The 23,671-nt window shown below is 58.0% G+C and carries 23 protein-coding genes; 16 read left to right on the forward strand and 7 right to left on the reverse strand.

Annotated elements, in window-relative coordinates; genetic code table 11:
• Positions 1 to 34: 34 nt before the first annotated feature.
• From tsaE to BUB78_RS06635, 11 genes are all read left to right on the forward strand, one after another.
• Positions 35 to 511: a tRNA (adenosine(37)-N6)-threonylcarbamoyltransferase complex ATPase subunit type 1 TsaE gene (gene tsaE / locus BUB78_RS06585; protein ID WP_073196323.1), complete on the forward strand. Its 477-nt coding sequence runs from the start codon at positions 35 to 37 to the stop codon at positions 509 to 511.
• On the forward strand, positions 504 to 1,529 hold the full coding sequence (locus tag BUB78_RS06590) for an aminoglycoside phosphotransferase family protein (protein ID WP_073196325.1): 1,026 nt from the start codon (positions 504 to 506) through the stop codon (positions 1,527 to 1,529). The genes tsaE and BUB78_RS06590 overlap by 8 nt, the downstream gene beginning before the upstream one ends.
• On the forward strand, positions 1,505 to 2,197 hold the full coding sequence (locus BUB78_RS06595; protein WP_073196327.1) for a nucleotidyltransferase family protein: 693 nt from the start codon (positions 1,505 to 1,507) through the stop codon (positions 2,195 to 2,197). Before BUB78_RS06590 ends, BUB78_RS06595 begins: the two co-directional genes overlap by 25 nt.
• Complete coding sequence (gene addB, locus BUB78_RS06600; RefSeq protein ID WP_073196329.1) at positions 2,190 to 5,129, forward strand: double-strand break repair protein AddB; 2,940 nt, start codon at positions 2,190 to 2,192, stop codon at positions 5,127 to 5,129. The genes BUB78_RS06595 and addB overlap by 8 nt, the downstream gene beginning before the upstream one ends.
• The gene (addA, locus tag BUB78_RS06605) at positions 5,126 to 8,500 is read left to right on the forward strand and encodes a double-strand break repair helicase AddA (RefSeq protein WP_073196331.1); all 3,375 of its coding nucleotides are present in this window, start codon (positions 5,126 to 5,128) and stop codon (positions 8,498 to 8,500) included. Before addB ends, addA begins: the two co-directional genes overlap by 4 nt.
• Positions 8,501 to 8,560: 60 nt before the next feature.
• The gene (gene trxA / locus BUB78_RS06610; RefSeq protein WP_073196333.1) at positions 8,561 to 8,881 is read left to right on the forward strand and encodes a thioredoxin; all 321 of its coding nucleotides are present in this window, start codon (positions 8,561 to 8,563) and stop codon (positions 8,879 to 8,881) included.
• A gap of 78 nt (positions 8,882 to 8,959) precedes the next feature.
• Positions 8,960 to 10,108, forward strand: coding sequence for an amidohydrolase (locus BUB78_RS06615; RefSeq protein ID WP_073196340.1), 1,149 nt, complete (start codon positions 8,960 to 8,962; stop codon positions 10,106 to 10,108).
• A 60-nt stretch (positions 10,109 to 10,168) separates the two neighbouring features.
• Positions 10,169 to 10,723, forward strand: a complete 555-nt coding sequence (gene hslV / locus BUB78_RS06620) for an ATP-dependent protease subunit HslV (protein ID WP_073196341.1) — start codon at positions 10,169 to 10,171, stop codon at positions 10,721 to 10,723.
• Positions 10,720 to 12,027: an ATP-dependent protease ATPase subunit HslU gene (gene hslU, locus BUB78_RS06625; RefSeq protein ID WP_073196342.1), complete on the forward strand. Its 1,308-nt coding sequence runs from the start codon at positions 10,720 to 10,722 to the stop codon at positions 12,025 to 12,027. Before hslV ends, hslU begins: the two co-directional genes overlap by 4 nt.
• Positions 12,028 to 12,095: 68 nt before the next feature.
• Complete coding sequence (locus BUB78_RS06630) at positions 12,096 to 12,671, forward strand: NYN domain-containing protein (RefSeq protein ID WP_073196343.1); 576 nt, start codon at positions 12,096 to 12,098, stop codon at positions 12,669 to 12,671.
• A gap of 62 nt (positions 12,672 to 12,733) precedes the next feature.
• A complete protein-coding gene (locus tag BUB78_RS06635; protein WP_073196345.1) occupies positions 12,734 to 13,957 on the forward strand; it encodes an MFS transporter in 1,224 nt (407 codons plus the stop codon).
• Here BUB78_RS06635 and BUB78_RS06640 read toward each other — a convergent pair.
• Genes BUB78_RS06640 through BUB78_RS06650 form a run of 3 tightly spaced genes read right to left on the reverse strand, consistent with a single transcriptional unit; the run spans position 13,940 to position 16,226 of the window.
• Positions 13,940 to 14,533, reverse strand: coding sequence for a Smr/MutS family protein (locus BUB78_RS06640; RefSeq protein WP_073196347.1), 594 nt, complete (start codon positions 14,531 to 14,533; stop codon positions 13,940 to 13,942). The two genes, BUB78_RS06635 and BUB78_RS06640, sit on opposite strands and share 18 nt — an antisense overlap.
• Positions 14,530 to 15,570: a murein transglycosylase A gene (gene mltA / locus BUB78_RS06645; protein WP_073196349.1), complete on the reverse strand. Its 1,041-nt coding sequence runs from the start codon at positions 15,568 to 15,570 to the stop codon at positions 14,530 to 14,532. The genes BUB78_RS06640 and mltA overlap by 4 nt, the downstream gene beginning before the upstream one ends.
• Positions 15,567 to 16,226, reverse strand: coding sequence for a Tim44/TimA family putative adaptor protein (locus tag BUB78_RS06650; protein WP_073196351.1), 660 nt, complete (start codon positions 16,224 to 16,226; stop codon positions 15,567 to 15,569). The genes mltA and BUB78_RS06650 overlap by 4 nt, the downstream gene beginning before the upstream one ends.
• Before the next feature lie 110 nt (positions 16,227 to 16,336).
• Between BUB78_RS06650 and BUB78_RS06655 the strand changes: the two genes are divergently transcribed.
• Together BUB78_RS06655 and secB are read left to right on the forward strand one after the other, a co-directional pair.
• Positions 16,337 to 16,822 (forward strand): FxsA family protein, encoded by a 486-nt coding sequence (locus tag BUB78_RS06655; protein WP_073196357.1) that lies wholly within the window; start codon positions 16,337 to 16,339, stop codon positions 16,820 to 16,822.
• Positions 16,823 to 16,885: 63 nt separating this feature from the next.
• Complete coding sequence (secB, locus tag BUB78_RS06660) at positions 16,886 to 17,380, forward strand: protein-export chaperone SecB (protein ID WP_073196365.1); 495 nt, start codon at positions 16,886 to 16,888, stop codon at positions 17,378 to 17,380.
• On the opposite strand, the gene dnaQ is transcribed toward secB, so the two are convergent.
• The 4 genes from dnaQ to BUB78_RS06680 are packed head-to-tail and all read right to left on the reverse strand — an operon-like array spanning position 17,377 to position 20,087.
• Entirely contained in the window at positions 17,377 to 18,075 is a 699-nt protein-coding gene (gene dnaQ / locus BUB78_RS06665; protein ID WP_073196367.1) for a DNA polymerase III subunit epsilon, read from the reverse strand. The genes secB and dnaQ overlap by 4 nt on opposite strands.
• Positions 18,068 to 18,661 carry a dephospho-CoA kinase gene (gene coaE / locus BUB78_RS06670; protein ID WP_073196383.1) on the reverse strand — a complete coding sequence of 198 codons (594 nt, stop codon included), beginning with the start codon at positions 18,659 to 18,661 and terminating at the stop codon, positions 18,068 to 18,070. The genes dnaQ and coaE overlap by 8 nt, the downstream gene beginning before the upstream one ends.
• Complete coding sequence (locus tag BUB78_RS06675) at positions 18,658 to 19,491, reverse strand: shikimate dehydrogenase (RefSeq protein ID WP_073196385.1); 834 nt, start codon at positions 19,489 to 19,491, stop codon at positions 18,658 to 18,660. The genes coaE and BUB78_RS06675 overlap by 4 nt, the downstream gene beginning before the upstream one ends.
• On the reverse strand, positions 19,488 to 20,087 hold the full coding sequence (locus BUB78_RS06680) for a Maf family protein (RefSeq protein WP_073196387.1): 600 nt from the start codon (positions 20,085 to 20,087) through the stop codon (positions 19,488 to 19,490). The genes BUB78_RS06675 and BUB78_RS06680 overlap by 4 nt, the downstream gene beginning before the upstream one ends.
• A gap of 418 nt (positions 20,088 to 20,505) precedes the next feature.
• Here BUB78_RS06680 and hemJ point away from each other — a divergent pair, with 418 nt between their 5' ends.
• The 3 genes from hemJ to mnmE all read left to right on the forward strand — a co-directional run bounded on the left by hemJ (position 20,506) and on the right by mnmE (position 23,660).
• The gene (gene hemJ / locus BUB78_RS06685) at positions 20,506 to 20,955 is read left to right on the forward strand and encodes a protoporphyrinogen oxidase HemJ (RefSeq protein ID WP_073196388.1); all 450 of its coding nucleotides are present in this window, start codon (positions 20,506 to 20,508) and stop codon (positions 20,953 to 20,955) included.
• Positions 20,956 to 21,074: 119 nt separating this feature from the next.
• A complete protein-coding gene (gene rho, locus BUB78_RS06690; protein ID WP_073196389.1) occupies positions 21,075 to 22,346 on the forward strand; it encodes a transcription termination factor Rho in 1,272 nt (423 codons plus the stop codon).
• Positions 22,347 to 22,373: 27 nt separating this feature from the next.
• On the forward strand, positions 22,374 to 23,660 hold the full coding sequence (mnmE, locus tag BUB78_RS06695; protein ID WP_073196390.1) for a tRNA uridine-5-carboxymethylaminomethyl(34) synthesis GTPase MnmE: 1,287 nt from the start codon (positions 22,374 to 22,376) through the stop codon (positions 23,658 to 23,660).
• The last annotated feature ends 11 nt before the right edge of the window (positions 23,661 to 23,671 follow it).

Consider the following 23,671-nt stretch of genomic DNA (forward strand, 5'->3'; position numbering starts at 1 on the left):
TTGCGGGCAGGCGTGGCGCGTGTAGTGTCATGCCATGCCAGAGCACACCGCCACAACTCAGCTTTCCAGCCCCGATGCCACCTGCGACTTTGCGCAGGCGATGGCTCCGCTTCTGCATGCCGGGGATGTGCTTTTGTTGTCGGGTGGGGTGGGCGCAGGCAAAACCCATTTTGCACGCTGCCTAATTCAAGCGCTCTTGCCCGCGCCCGAAGATGTGCCCTCTCCGACTTATACGTTGGTTCAGACCTATCCGGGTAAGACCGCCGAAATCTGGCATGCCGATCTTTACCGGCTAAACGATCCTTTCGAGTTGGTCGAGCTTGGCCTGACCGAGGCATTTTCCGACGCAATCTGTCTTATCGAATGGCCGGATCGACTTGCCGATATGACCCCCGATAATGCGCTTAGTCTTGCGTTTGACCCCGGCGAAGAAGACGATCAGCGTCTCTTGCGGCTCACCTGGTCCGATGCAAATTGGGACGAGCGCGTAAAGGGGCTTTGCCATGACTGATCGCGCTATCCTGCAACAGGCGTTTATCGCGCACACCGATTGGGCCGACGCCATGATCGCGCCGCTTGCGGGCGATGCGTCAAACCGGAGGTATTTGCGTCTGACGCGGGCCGCGACAGGCGAGACCGCCGTTTTGATGGATGCGCCCCCCGAAAAAGGCGAAGACGTGCGCCCGTTTCTTCGCATCGCGCGCTACCTTACCGGGCTTGGCCTGAGCGCCCCGCGCATTCTGGCCGAGGACTCGACCAACGGATTTCTGATCCTTGAGGATCTTGGTGACGTCCTTTTCGCGCGGGTCATCCCCAACGATGCCGCGCTTGAACTGCCGCTTTACAGCGCCGCGACCGATCTGTTGGCAGAGCTGCACCATCATGCCCCACCACCAGACCTTGCCGTCTATTCGCCGGATGTGATGGCCGATATGGCCGCATTGGCGTTCGATTGGTATCTGGTTGGTGCGACAGGCGATATCGGCCCAGACAGAGGCGCGTTTCACGCGACCATCAAGACCGCTCTGGCGACGCATGCCTCTGAAACCAACGTTCTGATCCAGCGCGATTACCACGCGGAAAACCTGCTCTGGCTTCCGGATCGGGTGGGTGTTGCGCGGGTTGGCCTTTTGGATTTTCAGGATGCAATGCTTGGCCACCCCGCCTATGATCTTGTCTCGATCCTCCAAGATGCCCGGCGCGATGTTCCGCGTGCGATCGAACAAGGGATGATCGCCCGATATATCGACAGGTCCGGCGCCGATCCCGCGCGTTTTGAAACCGCCTATGCCTGTCTTGGCGCACAGCGGAACCTGCGTATTCTCGGCGTATTCGCCCGGCTTTGTATGCGCGACGGCAAAGCGCATTACGTTGACCTTATCCCCCGCGTTTGGGCCCATCTTGAGCGTGACCTGTCGCATCCGGCGATGGCGGCTGTCGCCAAGATTGTCCGCGCCGCTCTTGCGCCGCCAACACCCGCCATTTTGCAAAGGCTCAAAGATCAATGCGCAACCAAACCCACCCGGTAATGCTATTTGCCGCGGGGTTCGGCACACGAATGGGGGCGCTGACCGCCCATCAACCCAAGCCGCTTGTCCGCGTGGCCGGAAAGCCGTTGATCGATCACGCGCTTGATCTGGTGCGCGACTATGGTGCCGACCGCGTTGTCGCCAACCTGCATTATCTGCCCGAACCTCTCGCGGCGCACCTTGCCGACACTGGCGTGACCCTGTCGCATGAAGTCCCTGATATCCTTGAAACCGGTGGCGGCCTTCGCCATGCCCTTCCGGTTTTGGGGGCCGGGCCGGTCATCACGATGAACACCGATGCCGTCTGGAGCGGCCCGAACCCGCTTGACCACCTTGCCGCGCTTTGGAGCCCTGAAAAGATGGACGCCCTCTTGCTGTGCATCGCCAAACCACAGGCCATTGGCCATGCCGGTGTCGGCGATTTCATAATCAAGGATGGCATGAGGGCAAAACGCGGCCCCGGCGCGATTTATTCCGGGGTTCAGATCATCAAGACCGATCTGTTGCGCGACATCCCCGAGGCCAGTTTTTCGCTGAATCTCTTGTGGGACAAAATGCTTGCCATAGATCGGCTTTTTGCCACGGCATATCCCGGAACATGGTGCGATGTTGGCCGCCCCGAGGGCATAAAGCTTGCCGAAGACATGCTTGGTTGGGCCGATGTTTGACGCAAGCGACACGCCACGGGTCTTTGGCCTGCCACCCGGCGTCGATTTCCCGCGCGCTCTGGTGAGTGGTCTGATTTCCCGCCACGAGGATCACCCGCCCGAGGCCCTGGCGCGTGTCCGGTTGATCGTGAACACCAAACGCATGGCCCGCCGAATTCGTGATCTGTTTGATCAGGGTCCGGCGCTATTGCTTCCGCAAATCAGCCTTGTCACCGACCTTGGCGAGGGCTGGGATCTTGGGCAAATCCCCGATCCCGTGCCCTCATTACGGCGGCGGCTGGAGCTGGTACAGCTGATCTCGGCGCTTCTGGATCGCCAGCCCGACCTGGCCCCGCGCAGTGCGATCTTTGATCTGGCTGACAGCCTTGCCAGCCTGATGGATGAAATGCATGGCGAAGGCGTGTCGCCCGATGTGATCGACGATCTTGATGTCACCGATCAATCGGGCCATTGGGCGCGGATAAAATCGTTTTTGGGCATTGTTCGTCACTATTTTGAGGATGGCTATGATCAACCGGATGTTGAAACCCGCCAGCGTCGTGTGATCGAACGGCGCGTCGAGCAATGGCAAAATGATCCCCCCCAAAACCCGATTATCATTGCCGGGTCCACCGGATCGCGCGGCGCAACACAGCTTTTGATGCAGGCGGTGGCGCGACTGCCGCAAGGCGCGGTGGTTTTGCCGGGTTTCGATTTTGAGATGCCCGATCACGTCTGGACCTCACTTGAAAATGCGATGCTGTCCGAAGACCACCCGCAATACCGGTTTCACCGTTTCGCTGTTGGCGCCGGAATTGCCGCACGCGATATCCTCCCTTGGTCCGATGAGGCGCCCGCCACCGCAAAGCGCAACGCCATCGTGTCGCTTGCACTTCGCCCGGCACCAGTGACCGATCAATGGCTGCGCGATGGTCCGAACCTAGGCGATATTCCCGGTGCGTTGAACGACGTGACCCTGCTCGAGGCCCCTTCGACCCGGATCGAGGCGCTGGCGATTGCAATGCGCCTGCGCGAAGCGGCGGAAATGGGCAAGACCGCCGCGCTGATTACCCCCGACCGCATGCTGACACGACAGGTAACGGCGGCGCTTGATCGCTGGAATATCCTGCCGGACGATAGCGCCGGTCTGCCACTGCATCTGTCGCCACCAGGGCGATTGCTGCGCCATGTTGCCGACCTGTTTCGCCATCGGCTAACCGCCGAGGCGCTTTTGACGCTTCTCAAGCATCCGCTGACGCATCGCGGCAGCGACCGGGGCGAGCATCTGCGTCTTACCCGGGAACTGGAATTGCACCTGCGCCGGCATGGCCCGCCCTATCCGACAGAGCAAAGCCTGAGGCTTTGGGCCTATGGGCGCAAAGACAAGATGGCGGCGCAATGGATCGAATGGGTCTGTGGCTGCTTCTCAGATAGGGACGATTCCGGCGAAATCGCTCTTGTTGCCCGGATCGAGGCGCATATCACGCTGGCCGAGAAAATCGCGCAGGGCAGCACCGGCGATGGGAGCGGCACGCTTTGGCAAAAGGATGCCGGGCAAGAGGCGCAAAGGACCGTCACGGAATTTTCTGCCGAGGCCGAGGTTGGTGGCGCGCTCAACGCTGCCGATTACGCCAGCCTGTTTCACAAAATTCTGGCCGCGCGCGAAGTGCGCAACCCGATTGAGCCGCATCCGAATATCCTGATCTGGGGAACGCTTGAGGCGCGCGTTCAGGGCGCAGATGTTCTGATCCTTTCCGGTCTCAACGAAGGGAGCTGGCCCGAGGCGCCAAAACCCGATCCCTGGCTTAACCGCACTCTGCGCCATCAGGCGGGGCTTTTGCTGCCGGAGCGGCGGATCGGCCTTTCAGCGCACGATTTTCAACAGGCGATTGCCGCGCCCGAGGTCTGGCTTACCCGGTCGGTGCGCTCTGATGATGCCGAAACGGTGGTGTCGCGCTGGCTTAACCGGATCCAAAACCTGCTCTCGGGCCTCCCGGATCAGGGCGGTGTTCAGGCGCTTGAGGATATGCGCGGGCGTGGTCGTGAGTGGCTTGACCGGGTCGCGCAATTGGAAGAGCCGGGATTTGAACCATCCGCAAAGCGCCCTGCCCCCTGTCCGCCAACCGAGGCGCGGCCGCACCAGCTCTCGGTGACCGAAATCAAACGGTTGATCCGTGACCCTTATGCGATTTACGCCCGCCACATTCTTCGTCTGCGCCGTCTTGATCCGCTGATGAAAATGCCGGACGCCTTGTTGCGCGGTATAGTTTTGCATGAGGTCCTGGAGTGCTTTGTGCGCGAGACCGTTGAAGACCCGGCACGCTGTACACGTGCCGTTCTAATGGAGAAAGCAGTCACGATTCTGGCTGAAAACGTGCCCTGGGCCGAGGCGCGCGCGCTGTGGCTCTCGCGACTGGAGCGGGTTGCCGATTGGTTCATTGACAACGAACTTGGTCGTCAGGTTCTTGCCGCTCCTACCGCGTTCGAGGCGAAGGGCAAAGCCCGGCTTGCCGATCTTGATTTCACTCTCTCTGCGCAGGCCGACCGGCTTGATCTTGATCGCTATGGCAACCTTCACATTTACGATTACAAATCCGGTCAGCCGCCCAGCAAGAAGGAACAGAAAGCCTTTGACAAACAGCTCTTGCTTGAGGCCGCGATTGCAGAGCGCGAAGGCTTTGGCGAGATGGGCCCGGCCAAGGTGGCGCGTGCGGTTTTCATCGGCCTTGGCAGTGGTGGTCGAGAAGAGGAAGCCCCGCTTGATGAAGAGCCGCCAGAGAAGGTCTGGGCAGAGTTTCACACTCTTATTTCGGCCTATATGGACCCATCAAAGGGCTACATTTCACGCCGCGCACCCCGTAATAGCGAGGATCAGAGCGATTATGATCAGCTTGCCCGCTTTGGCGAATGGGATATCACCGATGCGGCCGACTTGACGGATATGGGCAAATGAGCGAACGCAACGACGCCACCCAACGCCAGATCGACGCCGCGCGGCCGGATCGCTCGACATGGCTTTCGGCCAATGCCGGCTCTGGAAAGACGCGGGTTTTGACCGACCGCGTGGCGCGGTTGTTGCTGGATCAGGTCGATCCACAGCATATTTTGTGCCTCACCTATACCAAGGCCGCCGCCAGCGAGATGCAAAACCGGCTGTTCCGGCGGCTTGGTGCCTGGGCCATGCTGGCGGACGATGCGTTGATCGACGAGTTGCGCGATCTTGGGTTTGAGGGCGCGATCACCGCCGAAACGCTGCAAGAGGCGCGACGCCTGTTTGCCCGCGCGATTGAAACGCCAGGCGGACTCAAAATTCAGACAATTCACTCGTTCTGTGCCTCGCTCTTGCGTCGTTTCCCGCTAGAGGCCGGCGTGACGCCACAGTTCACCGAGATGGAAGATCGTACCGCCACCCTTTTGCGCGGTGAGATTGTTGAAGAGCTTGCCGAGGGGCATGGCGCAGAGGTTTTTTATACGCTTGCCCGTCACTATTCCGGCGAAAGCTTTGACAAGCTGACCGCTGAAATTGTTCGCCATCGGGCGGCGTTTGACCAAGACCTGAGCGATGCCCGGCTCGCCGAGATTTTCGAGCAGCCAGCGGAGCTTGATCATGACACGATCACATCGCGGGTATTTCTGGGCAATGAACAGGCGCTGTTGGATCAGATGCTGCCTGTGCTCAAAGCCGGGACAGCCAATGACGTTAAGGCCGCAGAAAAGCTAAGCAGGGTCACGCGGTTCGAGTTTTCTGCGCTACCGATTTTGGAAGGCGTTTTTCTGACCGGGGCGGGTGCGGCTTCGCCGTTTTCGGCGAAAATAGGCACTTTCCCAACCAAGGCCACGCAGGGCGCTCTTGGCCCGGTGATGGAGCAAATCAATCAGTGGATGCTTCGGGTTGAGGATGCGCGAAACGCGCGGTTGTCGTTGATCGGCATGCAGAAAACCCGCGCGCTTCACGATTTTGCGCGGCTTTTCCTTCCGGCCTATGAGCGCGCTAAACAATTGCGCGGCTTGCTGGATTTTGATGACCTGATCCTGCGGGCCCGCAATCTTTTGACCAACCCCGATGTCGCCGCCTGGGTCTTGTTCCGTCTTGATGGCGGGATTGATCACATTTTGGTCGACGAGGCCCAGGACACAAGCCCGGTGCAATGGCAGGTGATCGAACGCTTGGCGCAGGAATTTACCAGCGGCCAGGGCGCGCGACCCGACGTGTTGCGGACGATTTTTGTCGTCGGTGACAAGAAACAGTCGATCTATTCGTTTCAGGGCGCCGACCCACGAGAATTTGACCGCATGCAACAGGATTTTGACGCGCGGCTTTCGGCAACGGACTCGCCGCTGCAATCCTTGGTTCTGGCCTATTCCTTTCGGTCTTCTCACGCCATCCTGTCGGTGGTTGATCACTGTTTTGAGGACGCTCAAGAAAGTGGTTTTACGCCGCAAGAGGGTCACAAAGCCTTTAAAGAGTCGCTTCCCGGTCGTGTCGATCTCTGGCCGCTGGTCGAGAAACAGGATCAGGACGAGCCCCCCGAATGGCACTTGCCCGTCGATATCCGTACTCCGAACGATCCGGCAATCATTCTCGCCCGCCAGATTGCCCGCAATATCCGCCGGATGATCGACAGCAATCAGGCGATCCCGGATGAAACCGCACCTTCGGGTTTTCGGGCGGTGCAGCCCGGTGATTTCCTTATCCTTGTGCGCCGACGCTCTGGGTTTTTTCACGAGGTCATCCGCGAATGCAAAATGCAGGACCTGCCAATTGCCGGGGCCGATCGGCTCAAGGTTGGGGCAGAGCTTGCCGTGCGCGATCTTGCGGCGCTTTTGTCCTATCTCGCCACGCCCGAGGATGACCTGTCGCTGGCAACCGCGCTTCGCTCGCCGCTTTTTGGCTGGAGCGAAGCAGAGCTTTACGACCTCGCGCAGGGACGCAAGCAACGCTATCTTTCCGCCGAACTGCGTGACCGCGCAGCGGAGTACCCCGAAACCAAGCGAATTTTGGACGACCTGACCAACCAGGCCGATTTTCTGCGGCCCTATGATCTTATCGAACGGATTTTGACGCGCCATAACGGGCGACAGAAGCTCTTGGCGCGGCTTGGGCGCGAAGCCGAGGATGGCATTGATGCGCTTTTGTCCCAGGCAATGGCCTATGAACAGCGCGCCGTCGACAGCCTGACCGGATTTCTGGTCTGGATGGAAACCGACGACCTTGAAATCAAACGTCAGATGGACAGCGCGGGCAATCGGATCAGGGTAATGACCGTGCATGGCGCAAAGGGGCTTGAGGCGCCTATTGTCATCCTGCCCGATACGGCGCGGCGAAATCCGCCAACCATGGGCCAGATCGTGACAGCGGAGGATACCGCCCTCTGGACCGGGAAATCAGACGAGATGCCGCCCGCCATTCGCACCGCCACGGAAATCGCGAAAGCCGCGCAAGTGGCGGAACGAGACCGCCTTTTGTACGTTGCGATGACACGCGCGGAAAAGTGGTTGATCGTGGCGGCCTTCGGCGATTTGGGCAAGCAAGGCGACACATGGTATGACAAGATCAAGCGGGGCATGCAAAAGGCCGGGGCCGGGTCATTTGACTTTGCGACAGGGGCCGGTCTGCGGGTTGAATATGGGAATTGGGCGGAAACAGAGACTGTAATTACGCAAAAGAGCGAGTCTGAGATTGCTCCGCTTGCCGCACATTTTTACCGCCCCGCACCAGAAGTCGCAACAAAGCCAAAAACGATCAGCCCATCCGAGATGGGCGGCGCCAAGGCGCTTCCCGGTGAGCGCGGCCTTGATGAAGAGGCCGCCAAACGACGCGGTCGCCAGATTCACCGCCTGCTGGAATTCCTGCCACTTGTGCCCGCTCAGGATTGGCCCGACACCGCCGCGCGCCTTTTGCAAAAAGGTGGTGATGGCGCGTCCGGTGACGAGCTTGCCTTGCTCCTCGGCGAGGCCGAAAAGGTTTTGACCAAACCGGGGCTTCAGCCGCTTTTCGCCGCCTCCACGCTGGCCGAGGTTTCAATCACCGCAAATCTTGATCCGCTCAACGGCGCGCGTGTTCATGGCACGATTGACCGGCTAATTATCGAAGCCGACCGCATTCTTGCGGTTGATTTCAAAACCAACGCGATGGTTCCCGACACGCCAGAGGATTGCCCCGACGGGCTTTTGCGGCAAATGGGGGCCTATGCCCATGCGCTCGCCGCGATTTTCCCGCACCATCGGATTGAAACCGCCATTCTTTGGACAAGGACCGCGACGCTAATGCCGCTCGCGCACGATCTTGTGACAGATGCGCTCAACTCCGCCCAGATCGCTTGACGCGCACCGCCTTGCTACATAGGTTCGCGATCGAAACCCTGATCCCTAGGAGAGATTGCCATGGCCACCGTTGCCGTCACCGACGATACATTTGACGCCGAAGTCAAAAATTCCGATATCCCCGTCGTAGTGGATTTCTGGGCCGAATGGTGCGGCCCCTGCAAGCAGATCGGCCCGGCATTGGAAGAGCTTGCCGCCGAAATGGGTGGCAAGGTCAAGATCGCCAAGGTCGATGTCGACAGCAACCCCAATTCCGCCGTCGCCATGGGCGTGCGAGGTATCCCGGCGCTGTTCATCTTCAAAAACGGCGAGGTTATTTCGAACCGCGCAGGCGCCGCGCCCAAGGCCGCGCTGAAAAGCTGGATCGAAGAAAGCCTCTGAGCGTTTCACGATTTGCCAATTGGGGTCGCGCCTGTCGCGGCCCCTTTTCTTTACCCGCAAAACACGCATGATCCCCCTATGACCCTGACCAATGCCGATATTGTCGAACTGACAACCTTTCGCCGCGAGCTTCATCGCTTTCCCGAGGTGTCGGGTGAGGAAAAAGAAACTGCCGCGCGCATTTGCGCGATGCTGGCCCAACACTCGCCGGATCAGACGATCACAGGGCTAGGGGGCCACGGGGTCGCTGCTGTTTTCAATGGTGCGGACGAGGGGCCGACGGTTTTGTTTCGTTGCGAGCTAGATGCCCTGCCGATCTTCGAGACATCCGACATATCGCACCGCTCGATCATTCCCGGAAACGGGCATCTTTGCGGTCATGACGGCCACATGACGATCATTGCGGGCCTTGCACGAATTCTGGCCAGAAACCGCCCGGCGCGAGGGCGCGTCGTGCTGTTGTTTCAACCGGCCGAAGAAAATGGTGTCGGCGCTGAAGCGGTGATTGCCGATCCGAAATTTAAGACTATTGCACCTGATTTTGCCTTTTCGCTGCACAATATGCCAGGCCTGCCGCTTGGGCATGTCGGGCTAAAGTCCGGTCCGGTAAATTGCGCGTCGCGCGGGATGCGAGTTTCTCTATTTGGGAAACCTTCGCATGCGTCAGAGCCCGAAAAAGGCAACTCTCCAATGCCGGCGTTATCGTCCCTCATGCCTGCGCTGACCGCTCTGAGTGAGGGCCTGCCAGGGGATGAGGATTTTTCGCTCGCCACGATAACGCATGCCCAAATGGGTGCGCCCGCTTTTGGCATTGCGCCTGGCGAGGCCACCCTTTTCGTGACCCTGCGCACGCTGGTCGACGACCGGATGCAGGCGCTTTGTGATCGCGCCGAGGCGCTTTTGACCGCTGCGGTCAAGACCCATGGATTGCGCGCCTCGCATAGCTATGAGGATGTGTTTTTGCATTGCGAGAATGACGCCGAGGCAACCGCGATCATCGCCAGGGCCCTTGATGCACTTGAGATCGGCCATGATGAACGTGGGCTTCCGATGCGAGCCTCGGAAGATTTCGGGCGGTTTGGGCATAGCGCCAAATCGGCGATGCTTTTCCTTGGTGCGGGGGCGGATCACGCGGCGGTGCATAATCCCGATTATGACTTTCCAGATGACCTTATCCTACAGGGCGTTCGTATATTCGAGCGGATTACCCGCGATCTTCTGGGGTAGCGCGGGCCTTGCGCCCCGGCCCTGCCCCTTCCATATAGGTCCAAACGGAACGGAGGCCTCATGAGCAACGATTTTCCCGGATGGCACGGCACCACGATCATCGGTGTCAAAAAAGGTGGCAAGGTTGTGATCGCCGGTGACGGACAGGTCAGCCTTGGCCAGACCGTGATCAAAGGCAGCGCCCGCAAGGTGCGTCGTATTTCGCCGGGTGGCTATGATGTGGTTGCCGGTTTTGCCGGCTCCACCGCCGATGCCTTTACCCTTTTGGAGCGGCTCGAAGCCAAGCTAGAGGCGACCCCCGGCCAGTTGCAACGCGCGAGTGTCGAGCTTGCCAAGGACTGGCGCACCGATAAGTACCTGCAAAAGCTTGAGGCGATGTTGATCGTGACCGACGGTGACGAGCTTTACGTGATCACCGGCGCCGGTGATGTGCTTGAGCCCGAGCACAGCGTGGCCGCAATCGGATCGGGCGGCAACTATGCCCTCGCCGCTGCGCGCGCGATGATGGATAGCGACCGCGATGCGGAACAGATCGCCCGCGCCGCCATGGCCATCGCCGCCGATATCTGTGTTTACACCAACGGCAACCTGACGGTGGAGAGTATTTCAAAATGACCGACCTGACCCCGCGCGAAATCGTATCCGAGCTTGACCGCTTTATCATCGGCCAGAGCGATGCCAAGCGCGCCACCGCCGTGGCGCTGCGCAATCGTTGGCGGCGCAAACAGCTTGGCGATGATCTTCGCGACGAGGTCTATCCCAAAAATATCCTGATGATCGGGCCGACCGGGGTTGGCAAAACCGAAATCAGCCGTCGGCTGGCCAAGCTTGCCCGCGCTCCCTTTATCAAGGTCGAGGCGACGAAATTTACCGAGGTTGGATATGTCGGGCGTGATGTCGAACAGATCATCCGCGACCTGGTGGATATCGGCATCGCCCAGACCCGCGAGCACATGCGCGAAGATGTCAAAACCCGCGCCCACGAGGCCGCCGCCGAACGGGTGATCACCGCAATTGCCGGTGAAGATGCCCGCGACGCCACGCGCGAGATGTTTCGCAAAAAGCTCAAGGACGGCTTGCTTGACGACACCGTGATCGAGATCGAGGTGGCCGACACATCAAACCCGATGGGCATGATGGATATCCCCGGCCAACCCAGCGGCCAGATGGGCATGATGAACCTTGGCGATATCTTCGGCAAAGCCTTTGGCGGGCGCACCACGCGCAAGAAGGTGACCGTCGCGGAAAGCTATGAATTGCTTATCGGGGAAGAGGCCGACAAGCTTTTGGATGACGAAACCGTGAACAAGGTCGCGCTTGACGCGGTCGCGCAGAACGGCATCGTGTTTCTTGACGAGATCGACAAGGTCTGTGCCCGCTCCGATGCGCGCGGTGCCGATGTGTCGCGCGAGGGCGTGCAACGCGACCTGCTTCCGCTGATCGAGGGCACGACGGTCTCGACCAAATATGGCCCGGTGAAAACCGATCATATCCTGTTCATCGCCAGCGGTGCGTTTCATATCGCCAAGCCGTCCGATCTTTTGCCAGAGCTTCAGGGCCGCCTGCCGATCCGGGTCGAGCTTCGGCCCCTGACCGAGGCGGATTTCGTGCGGATTTTGACCGAGACCGACAACGCCCTGACCCTGCAATATACCGCCCTGATGGGCACCGAGGATGTGACGGTTTCGTTCACCGATGACGGGATTGCAGCCCTGGCCAAAATCGCCGCCGAGGTCAACCAATCGGTCGAAAACATCGGTGCACGGCGGCTTTACACGGTGATGGAACGGGTCTTTGAAGAGCTGAGCTTTAACGCGCCGGACCGCTCTGGGACGTCAGTTACCGTCGATGCCGATTTTGTTGAAAAGAACCTCGGCGAGTTGATGCGTTCGGCTGATCTGTCGCGGTATGTGCTCTAGTAGGGTTTTATTGAATCGATTGACTCGGGCGCTTCCTCCTTCGGCTTTTGAAGGGTAACTCTCATTCCATGATTGTGTTGTTCCTGATCCTGTTTGTCTCGCTGGCTGGCGTCGCCGTGGCGCTTTTTCTGCCCGGATATGGCGATCTGATTCTGATCGCCGCTCCCAGCGCAATCGCGGCCTTGTTCCTCTGGATACGCGCGGCCGTTCGCGGGCGCAAATCCGCAGAGAACTGGGTTTTGATCGACGGGTCCAATGTCATGTATTGGAAGGACAACACGCCAAAGATCGAAACATTGCGCGAGGTTATCGCCTATCTCAGGGGCCTCAAGCATACACCTGCCGTCGTTTTCGATGCCAATGCGGGTTATCTCTTGGCTGGCAAGTATCAGCACGATTACGCGATGGCCAACCATCTGGGCCTGACAGAGGAATGCGTGATGGTCGTACCCAAGGGCACCGTCGCCGACACTTTCCTTTTGACTGCGGCCCGCGATTTCAATGCTCCGATCGTGACCGATGACCGATACCGGGATTGGAAAGACGACTTTCCGGAGATCGCGCAACCGGGTCGGCTTATCCGTGGCGGCTATCGCAACGGGGTGCTCTGGTTCGAAGAAATAGACCAGTCGGCGCCAGCGTGATGTTTGCTCAAAGGTAACGCCCTGCCCTTCCCTTTGCCGACGTTTCGCGCGACGTAGGGGATATGTCGATTCTCGCCTTCCTTCGTGATAATGCGCCCTGGCTTTCGGCCGGGGTTCTGCTCACGTTTCTGTCGGGCTTTGGGCAGACCTTTTTCATCTCCATCTTCGCAGGCGAAATTCGTGAGAGTTTCGCACTTAGCCATGGGCAATGGGGCGGGATTTATACGCTTGGCACGACGGCCTCGGCACTTGTCATGGTCTGGGCTGGCGGGCTAACCGATCGGTTTCGGGTGCGTGCGCTTGCGCCGGTGATATTGGTGATGATGACCGGGGCCTGTATTTTCATGGCGATCAACCCGGTCTGGTGGCTTTTGCCAGTGGTGATCTTTTCCCTGCGCTTTACCGGTCAGGGCATGATGAGCCATATCGCCGTGGTTGCGATGGCGCGCTGGTTCGTGGCGGCGCGGGGCAAGGCGCTTTCGGTGGCGACGCTTGGTTTTGCGGTGGGCGAAGCGTTCTTGCCGCTGATTTTCGTGTCAATTTTGCTGGTCTATGACTGGCGGATGTTGTGGCTTGTGGCGGCGGGCATCGCGATCCTGGGTATCCCGCTTTTAATGCTCTTGCTGCGCCGCGAGCGCACGCCGCAATCCTGGGCACAGACGAGCCAGTCGCTTGGCATGGAAGAGATGCACTGGACTCGCCGACAAACCCTCGGGCATTTCCTGTTTTGGTTCATGGTGCCTGCGCTTTTGGGGCCGGCGGCCTTCAACACCGCGTTCTTTTTCCATCAGGTTCATTTCGCCGAGATCAAGGCGGTTGCCCATGTGGAATTGGTCGCGATGTTTCCGATTTACACTGCCGTTGGCATCGGGGCGATGATCCTGTCGGGTTGGGCGCTTGACCGGCTTGGCACCGCGCGGCTTTTGCCATTCATGCAAATCCCGATGGTGGCGGCATTCCTGTTCTTCGCATTTGCCGAGGGGCCGGGCATGCTTATCCTCGGGTTCATGTGTCTCGCCCTGACCACCGGGGCCAATAGCACCCTGCCGAATGCGTTCTGGGCCGAATTTTATGGCACTGCCAACCTTGGAAGCATCAAGGCGATGGCCGCCGCGATCATGGTGTTCGGCTCGGCCATCGGGCCGGGGCTTACCGGGGTGGCGATTGATCTTGGGGTCGGGATCGAGATGCAATATCTCTTCGTCGCCGGTTATTTCGTCTTCACCACGGTGATGATGACCATCGGCGTGAGGCGCGCGCGCCCCTTGTTATCGCTGACGCCGTAGATAGACGTAATAGGCGCCGCCACCGCCATGTTTCAAATGCGCCTCGGTGATCTGCAAGACAAGCGGCGCAAGCGGGTCCATCCGCAGCCATTGCGGCACATTATGGCGAAGCACGCCCTGACGCACCGGGATCGGACCGCCGGTATCACGATCCTTGCCCTTGCCGGTCACCACCAAAACAAGCCGTTTGCCCGCCGCATGCGAGCGCAGGATAAACCCGGTCAGCGCCGGATGCGCCTGCGCCATGGTCATGCCGTGCAGATCGATCTTGCCCTCTGGCACGAGTTTGCCGCGCTTGAGCCTGGTAAAGGCCTTTTTGTCCATCGCGACCGGCGCGGCAGCGATGCGTTCGGAAATACCGGGCAGCACATCATTAATATGGCCCGCTTTCGTGGTCTTCTCACCAAGCTTAAATTCTTCGATCCGGGGCCGCTCCTTAACTTTGGGCGGTTTTTTGGATAGGCTATCGGCCAGAGGCTGTGGTTTTGCGGGCTGTTCGGGATTGAGGCGTCGTGCCGTGCGTGCAACCTGATGCCAAAGCTCAAGCTCTTCAGGTTTTACCCGACGGCGGATCACGGGTTTTGCTCCGGCAACATGGCATAGGCGCGCTGGATCGGCATCAACACCAGCATCCGCCCCGGATCGCGCAGCCGCCCGGCGGCGCGCCCCGCCGCATCGCCGGTGCCAAAGAAAATATCCGCCCGCTGCGGCCCCTTGATGGCAGATCCGGTATCCTGCGCCACCATCAGACGGCGGATCGGGTCTTTGCCGCCCTTCTCAACCCAAACCGGCGCGCCAAGCGGCACGTAAGACGGATCGACCGCCACCGTGCGCCCGCTTGTCACCGAGCGGTTCATCGCGCCAAGCGGGCCAAGATCAGCGGCGACATCGCCGATGCGGCGGAAAAAGACATAGGACGGGTTGTGAAACAATAGCTCTTGCCCGTCTTCGGGGTTGCGCCGCACCCAGTTCTTGATGACCTCGGCCGAGACCTGATGCACGTTGTAAACACCGCGCCGCACCAGCTCGACCCCGATCGAGCGATAGGGATGGCCGTTGGCACCGCCATAGCCGACACGGATCACGCGGCCGTCCTCCAGACGAATGCGGCCCGATCCCTGAATTTGCAGAAAGAAAAGCTCTACCGGGTCGTCGACCCAGGCGATCTCAAGGCCCTGCCCGCGCATCACATCGGTCGTTTCGATCTCTCGCCGGGTCAACCAGGGATTGGCCACTTTGGCAGCGCGCGGTTCGCGGTAAATCGGATAGCGATAGCGGGCATCCGGGCGCAGCGCGCCGTGAAGCTCTGGCTCGAAATAGCCGGTGAAAAGCGCAGGCTTGCCTTCGCTGATCATGACCGGACGAAAGAACAGCTCGAAAAAGGCCTGCGGGTCCGGGCCTTGCTGTGCCAGGGCACAGAGCGCGCGCCAATCGGGGTCTTTCATATCCGGGCAGGTGTTCAGAAAAACCTTGAGGGCCGCGGAATGATCATCCTCGGCCCACCCGTTCAGGTCTTTGAAATCAAGGATATCATGGCTAAGGTCCTGGGCCATCGCCGGTGATCCCAGCCAAAGCCCAAGCCCCAGAAGAAAACCCCGAAGCGCGCGCGTCATTCGCCCGTTGCGATAAGCCGCCAGTTGGGGTCATCCGATCCCATCACCCGCTCATACGTCCAGACGTCTTTCTGGCGCTTGGACTGACCGGGCTCACCTTCGACAATTTCGCCATCCTTATCACGCACGACCGAGATAAGCTCGCCCACGCATTTGACAGTTATCGCGGCACGCCGGGTCGCCTGATCAAAGGTGGCATCGGTCAGCGCAAGTTCACGAACGCCGACAAATTCCGCCTCGATGGTCAGGCCTTGCTCTTCGCGGGCATCCACCACCTGGGCGAAGGTTTCATAGACGTCCTTGTTGAGAAACGGCGTGATATCATCAAGCTTGCCCTTCTCAAAGGCCATCAGGATCATCTCATAGGCCCCGCGCGCGCCCTGCAAAAAGGTTGTCACGCTAAAGTCGGGCTCGATCCGCTTCATATCGGCAAGCGCACCGGCAGCGTCGGAATCTTCGGGAACGTGATCAATGATGTCATGATCCGGCCCGCCTTCGATCACCTCAAAGTCGCGGCGGCGGCTTTTTTCGGGGGCCGTTTGCGTACGCGCCGGATCTTCAAACCCGTCGCGGGTTCCCAGAACGCTTTTCAGCCGCAAAATCAGAAAGATGGCGATGCCGACAAGCACCAGTAACTGTAAAATGGGCGAATTCATGGGCACCTCTTGTTGTGCGGGGCATGGTAAGGTTCGTCGCTCGTCCTTATGTAGGTGACGTGTGCAGCCAAGTCCACCTTATGGGCCGTAAAACAAAGGAGTGGCATAGCATGTGGTTATTTCTGGCTTTCATAGCGGTTCCGCTGATCGAAATTGCCCTCTTCGTTCAACTGGGGGGTGCGATCGGCCTGTGGCCGACATTGGCGATCGTCGTAATCACCGCCATGCTCGGAAGCTGGCTTATCCGCAGGCAGGGCGCGATTGCGATGTCGAACCTTCGGCAATCGTTTTCCGATCTTGATGATCCGTCAGAACATCTTGCCCATGGCGCGATGATCCTGTTTGCCGGCGCGCTTTTGTTGACGCCGGGATTTTTCACCGATGCTATTGGGTTTTCCCTCATGGTGCCCTCTGTGCGGCGCGCCGTGTTCAATTTCATCCGCGCCCGCGTCAAGGTCGAGCGGTTTGAAATGGGCGGTCAGCCGCCCCGCGATCCGCGCCAACCCCATCAGCCCGATATCATCGAAGGCGAATATCAGGAAGTTGAGCCGCCCAAACGCCCCACCCATGGGCCGTCAGGCTGGACAAAGCATTGAGCAGCGCAAACCATCCTGCTAAGTGATAGCCAAAGTATTTTGGACCTTCAGGAGAGACCAGACATGGCCGAAGAACAAAACGGTGCCGCCCAGGCAGCCCCGCAAGTCAAGATGAATACCCTGTCACAGTTCGTGCGCGACCTGTCGTTTGAAAATGTCCTGGCCCAACGCGGCACAGGTGGCGAGGTTCAGCCCGACGTTAGCGTTGCGGTCAACCTTGATGCCAAAAAGCGCAGCGTCGAGCATCAGTATGAAGTGTCGGTCAAACTTAACATCACGTCGAAAGACAAGACCGCGAATGAGCCGCTTTTCGTGATGGAAATGGATTATGTCGGCGTGTTTCACATCGAAGGCGTGCCGGACGATCAAATTCACCCCTTCCTTCTTATCGAATGCCCTCGGATGATTTTCCCGTTCATTCGCCGCATCGTCAGCGACGTTACGCGCGATGGTGGCTTTCCGGCACTTAACCTTGAAAACATTGATTTCATGCAGCTTTATCGCAATGAAATCACGCGCCGTCAGGCCGAGGCAGACGGTCAGAAGGCCGACGCCTAACCAATCTTTTTCCAAAGCGCGCCGTCGCCCATCTTGTCGACAAAGGCCTGATGGGCGGCGGCTTCTTCTTGGGTAATCCGGGGCGCAAGGGGTGTCGGGCGCGGCTGCGGTCGCCAATTCTCACCACCATCCTGTTTTTGGTCACGACTGCTGGTTTGCGCACCGGCAAGGACAAGATCAGGCTGACGACCGCCAATCAGCTCAAGGTAAACCTCTGCCAGGATTTCTGAATCGAGCAGGGCGCCGTGCAGGGTACGCGCGCCGTTATCAATCGAAAATCGACGGCACAGGGCATCAAGCGAGGCGGGCGACCCGGGGAATTTCTTACGCGCAATGGCCAGCGTATCAATCGCCTGCTCCCAGGGCAGCTGGCGCATTTTAAGCCAGCCCAACTCGGCGTTAAGAAATTTCATGTCAAACGCCGCGTTGTGAATTACAAGCTTGGCATCTTCGACGAAATCCAGAAATTCCTGTACAATGTCGGCAAAGAGCGGTTTGTCGCGAAGAAAATCGTCGCCAAGGCCGTGAACCTCGAACGCGCCTTGCGGCATGGCCCTCTGAGGGTTGATGTACTTGTGAAAGGTGCGGCCGGTCGGCATGTGATTATAGAGCTCGACGGCGCCGATCTCGACAATACGGTCGCCTTGCTCGGGCTCGAATCCGGTTGTTTCGGTATCAAGGACGATTTCACGCATCGGATATCTTCTTTCTGATTTCGGTCAGCACAGCCTGCACCTGTTCGCGCGCATGCTCAAGTGTGTCGGTCTCGATCACGTAATCCGCGCGCTGTCTCTTGGTCTCATCGGGGAGTTGTTTTTCGCGGATCGCGTCGAACTGTGCTTCCGTCATTGTGCCGCGGCTTAGCACCCTCTCACGCTGAAGTTGAGGTGAAACAGTCACACAGACGACCGCATCCATTGATCTATCCCCGCCTGTTTCAAACAGAAGCGGAATATCGAACACACAGATGTCATCGGTGCAGTTTTGCATAAATTCCTGTCGGTCTCGGGCCACAAGCGGGTGCACGATCTTTTCGATCTCTTGCAAAGCGCCTTGATCCTCGGAAATGATCTCTTTCAACCGCGTACGCGAAACCGCGCCATCCTTGACCGCCGTTGGAAACCTTGCCGCGATCGGGGCAACGGCCACGCCGCCGCTTGCATAGATCCGATGCACCGCCGCATCCGCATCCCAGAGCGCGCAACCTTCTTGCACAAACATCTGCGCGGTCGTCGACTTTCCCATTCCGATCGAGCCGGTCAGCCCAAGTTTGAAGGTCATCGCAACGCCGCAGCGCGCGTGGCACTATCCACCGTCGGGCGTACACCGAACCAGCGTTCAAAGGCCGGCACGGCCTGGTGCAATAGCATTCCAAGGCCATCAACTGTCACGCATCCCGCCTTTTCCGCCTCGATCAACAGCCGTGTCTTGAGCGGCGCATAAACGATGTCGGTCACCAATGTGCCCTTGCGCAGGCCATCCAGGGGCACACGCAACGGCGGCTTCCCCAACATGCCAAGCGATGTGGTGTTGACCACGGTCACAGCTTCTTCAAGCATATTGCCGGCCTGAACCCAATCGACCACCTGAATGCGTTTGCCGAACTCGGATTGAAGCGCCTCGGCGCGCACGCGGGTACGATTTGAAATCAGAATCTCGGGCACGCCAACATCCAAAAGCGAGGCGACAATCGCCCGTGCGGCGCCACCCGCGCCAAGAACGGCGGCGGGGCCTGATTTCGGATCCCAATCCGGGGCATTCTGGCGGAGGTTCTGAATAAATCCGTAACCATCGGTGTTATCCGCGTGAATCTTGCCATCCTTGCGAAAGATCAACGTATTCGCCGCCCCGATCAAGGTTGCACGGTCCGTCACAAGATCGGCCAGTTCCAGCGCGAGCTCTTTGTGCGGCACGGTGATGTTCACCCCGACAAACCCCATCTTCGGAAGGGTCTTGAGGACATTTGCAAGATCATCCGCCGCCACGTCCATCGGGATGTAATATCCCGGAATTCCAAGAGTCTTGAGCCAATGACCATGAAGCTGTGGCGATTTCGAATGAGCGATCGGCGAGCCAATGACGCCAGCCAAAGGGATTTTTGCTTGGCTCATTGTTCGATGTCTCCTCTTAGCGTCAGATAGGATAGCAGATCCAGCAACGGCAGGCCTAGTACAGTGAAATAATCGCCTTCGACGCGGGAAAACAACCGTACACCTTCCTCTTCAAGCTTATACGCCCCTACGGAATGGCGGATACTCTCCCAATTCCGCGCGATATAGTCATCAAGGTAGGCATCTGAAAACGCCCGCATTGTCATTCGAACAACCCCGACATGCCGCCAGATCGGTTTGCCGCCCTCACAGATTACAGCCGCGGACAAGAGATCATGACGTTTGCCGCGCATATCGCCAAGCTGTGCGCGGACCTCTTCGGGGGTGGTAGGTTTCGATAAAAGCCGACCCTGAAGATTCAAAACCTGATCACAGCCGATCACCAAAGCCTCGGGGTGTTTCTGGCTTACCTTTGTCGCCTTCAATTCGGCCAATGCATCGGCAATATCGCGCGGTGACGCATCTTCGGCCAGCATCGAATTGCGGACTGTGTCTTCGTCTACGCGGGCGGGTACGACAACAAAATCCAACCCGGCATTTCGCAAAAGCGTTTGCCGGATCTCAGAGGTAGAAGCGAGAACAAGAGGCTGAGGCATGTGGATAACCCATGGGAAATATTACCTGGTTCTTAAGAAGAATTAACCGGTAAATCCATCCCAGCTTAGTTTTCCACTGAATTACCCAAATCTCGCGGGTTTGTCAGTGTTTTATGCATCTGTGGGAAAGGATAAATGTGGGTTGTGTATTCTGGCCTTGAAATCGAAATTATCCTCATTTGGTAAACGGGGTGTTAAGTTTTAAGTATTTGCATAAATATCTGAATTTGAATGTTAATTTCTAATTATGTTTTTTCGGGATCACTGCGCTGATAAATCGTACACAGAGTTATCCACCTGTTCCCAACCCTGTTGAAAACCTAATAATCCACAGAAATTAACCTCCCTAAATAAAACAACAATCTTTCTTATATATCTTTTAATTATTAGAAAGGCTGGAACCCGAGCGAGGATAGACATGCCTGATTTCCTGATCACCCTTTATCCCTGGATGAAAGCCTTCCATATCATGTCAGTGATATCCTGGATGGCAGGATTGTTCTATCTCCCCCGGCTATTCGTTTATCACACGGAACAATCGACGCCGGGAGACAGCCGCGATGAAGTGTTCCAGATCATGGAATACAAACTGCTCAGAGTGATCATGAATCCGGCAATGGTGGCGACATGGCTATTTGGGATCATTCTTGTGATGACGCCCGGTGTTGTCGATTGGTCAGCGGTCTGGCCCTATACCAAGATCGCTGGCATTTTTGTAATGACCTGGTTTCATCATTGGTTAGGGTTGCGCCGCAAAGAGTTTGTCAGTGGCCAGAACACCCGCACAGGCCGTCAGCATCGCATGATGAACGAAGTCCCTACCCTTGCCATGGTGGTGATCGTTCTTTCGGTTGTCGTGCGGTTTTAAGGCCCTCATTGACGGAACGGGGTTTGATGCGTATGTAGCGGTCAGGCGCCCGTCCGGGTGGCCTGTTTTCCATCAATGAATGATACATGCGCCCATCGGGTGCAGCTGAGGGTTTTCCCATGACCGAAGAACGTCTGAACCTTGCCGATCTCAAAGCGATGACCGCGAAAGATCTTCTTGCGATCGCAGAGGACCTTGAGATCGAGAATGCCTCGACCATGCGTAAGGGCGAGATGATGTTCTCGATTCTTAAAGAGCGGGCCGAGGATGGATGGACCGTTTTCGGCGATGGCGTGCTTGAGGTGCTTCAGGACGGGTTTGGTTTCCTGCGGTCGACTGAGGCAAACTATCTTCCGGGCCCCGACGACATTTATGTTTCTCCGGACATGATTCGCCAATATTCGCTTCGCACCGGTGATACGATTGATGGCGAGATGAAACAGCCCGACGAGAACGAGCGCTATTTCGCCCTGACATCGGTAACGCAGATCAACTATGAGGACCCTGAAAAGGCACGTCATAAGATCGCTTTTGATAACCTGACACCGCTTTACCCGGACGAGCGGATGACCATGGAAATCGAAGATCCGACAATCAAGGATCGCTCTGCGCGGGTGATCGACCTTGTTGCACCCATCGGTAAAGGCCAGCGGTCGCTTATCGTGGCGCCGCCGCGTACTGGTAAAACCGTGTTGCTTCAGAATATCGCGAACAGCATCGGCAAGAACCATCCCGAATGCTATCTGATCGTTTTGCTGATTGATGAACGTCCCGAAGAGGTGACGGACATGCAGCGCTCGGTCAAAGGCGAGGTCGTCAGCTCTACCTTTGACGAACCCGCAACACGCCACGTTGCCGTATCCGAGATGGTGATTGAAAAGGCCAAACGTTTGGTCGAGCATAAACGAGATGTTGTTATCCTGCTCGATTCAATCACAAGACTTGGTAGGGCGTACAACACTGTTGTGCCCTCGTCCGGCAAAGTTCTGACCGGTGGTGTCGACGCAAACGCACTTCAACGCCCCAAGCGCTTCTTTGGTGCCGCGCGTAATATCGAAGAAGGCGGATCGCTCACCATCATCGCGACCGCCCTGATCGATACCGGAAGCCGGATGGATGAGGTCATCTTTGAAGAGTTCAAAGGCACCGGCAACTCGGAAATCGTGCTTGATCGCAAGGTTGCGGACAAGCGGGTGTTCCCCGCCATCGACATTCTGAAATCCGGCACCCGGAAAGAGGATTTGTTGATCGACAAGCTCGATCTCCAGAAAACCTTTGTTCTGCGCCGAATTCTCAACCCGATGGGTACAACCGATGCTGTCGAGTTCCTGCTGTCCAAGTTGAAGCAGACCAAGTCGAATGCAGAATTCTTTGACTCGATGAATACCTGATTCAGCCACCATAACGGGGGCGTGTTCATGGACACGATCTATGCTTTATCTACGGCGCAGGGAAAGGCTGGGGTCGCGGTTGTTCGCGTCTCTGGCCCAAGCGCTCTGGATGCCTGTCGGGCGATTTGCGGCGATATTCCTGCGTTTCGTCGTGCGTCATTGCGTGTTTTGGTGGATCAGGATGGCGAGCGCCTGGACGAAGCCCTTGTTCTGACCTTCCCCGAGCATCAAAGTTTTACTGGCGAGCCTGTTGTAGAATTTCAGGTTCACGGTAGCATCGCGGTGGTATCCGCCGTTCTCGATGCTCTGGCAAAGGTTGGTGGCGTGCGGCCGGCCGAGCCCGGCGAGTTCACGCGACGGGCCCTTGAAAACGGACGGCTAGATCTTGCCCAGGTCGAAGCCCTTGCCGATCTCATCGAATCCGAAACCGAGGCACAACGCCAACAGGCGCTTCGCGTCTTGGCTGGTGATCTTGGGCGCAAATGCGAGGAATGGCGTAAAAGCCTGATCCGCGCGGCGGCTCTGCTTGAGGCAACGATAGACTTCGCCGACGAAGAAGTTCCTGTTGATGTCTCACCCGAGGTTACCGACCTTGTCGCGGGGGTTTCGACCGCCCTCAAGCTTGAGATAGCAGGCGTAGCGGCGGCCGAGCGCATCCGCACTGGGTTTGAGGTCGCGATTGTTGGTGCGCCAAACGTGGGAAAGTCCACACTTTTGAACGCGCTTGCGGGGCGAGACGCCGCTATCACATCGGAGTTCGCCGGCACGACGCGTGATGTGATTGAGGTTCGAATGGATCTGGCGGGGCTTCCCGTTACCCTTCTTGATACGGCCGGCCTTCGCGATACCCAAGATGCGGTCGAATCGATTGGGATAGAACGGGCACGGGATCGCGCAGATCGTGCAGATTTGCGGGTTTTTCTGATCACTGAGGGCCAGGAACCCGAGTTGCCGCCACGTAGCGGTGATATTGTTTTACGGGCCAAGGCTGATCTTCTTGCTAATCCAACTGGCGCTATTTCCGGAAAAACCGGGCTCGGCCTCTCTTCCCTGGTGGATGAAATCACGAAAACCCTGAGCGCACGCGCGTCTGGCGCGGGTCTTGCAACCCGCGTGCGCCACAGAGAGGCCATGCAGCGTGGGCTTGAATCGCTTAACGCCGCCATGACTCTTATCCCGTTGGGCGAAGAGACAGCAGATATTGCCGCAGAAGAGCTAAGGACATCTATCCGCGCACTTGATTCTCTGGTAGGACGCATCGATATCGAAAATGTTCTGGATGAAATCTTTGCGAGTTTTTGCCTCGGAAAGTAAGGAGTGTTTCA

It is taken from the genome of Roseovarius marisflavi (assembly GCF_900142625.1).
GTDB lineage: Bacteria > Pseudomonadota > Alphaproteobacteria > Rhodobacterales > Rhodobacteraceae > Roseovarius > Roseovarius marisflavi.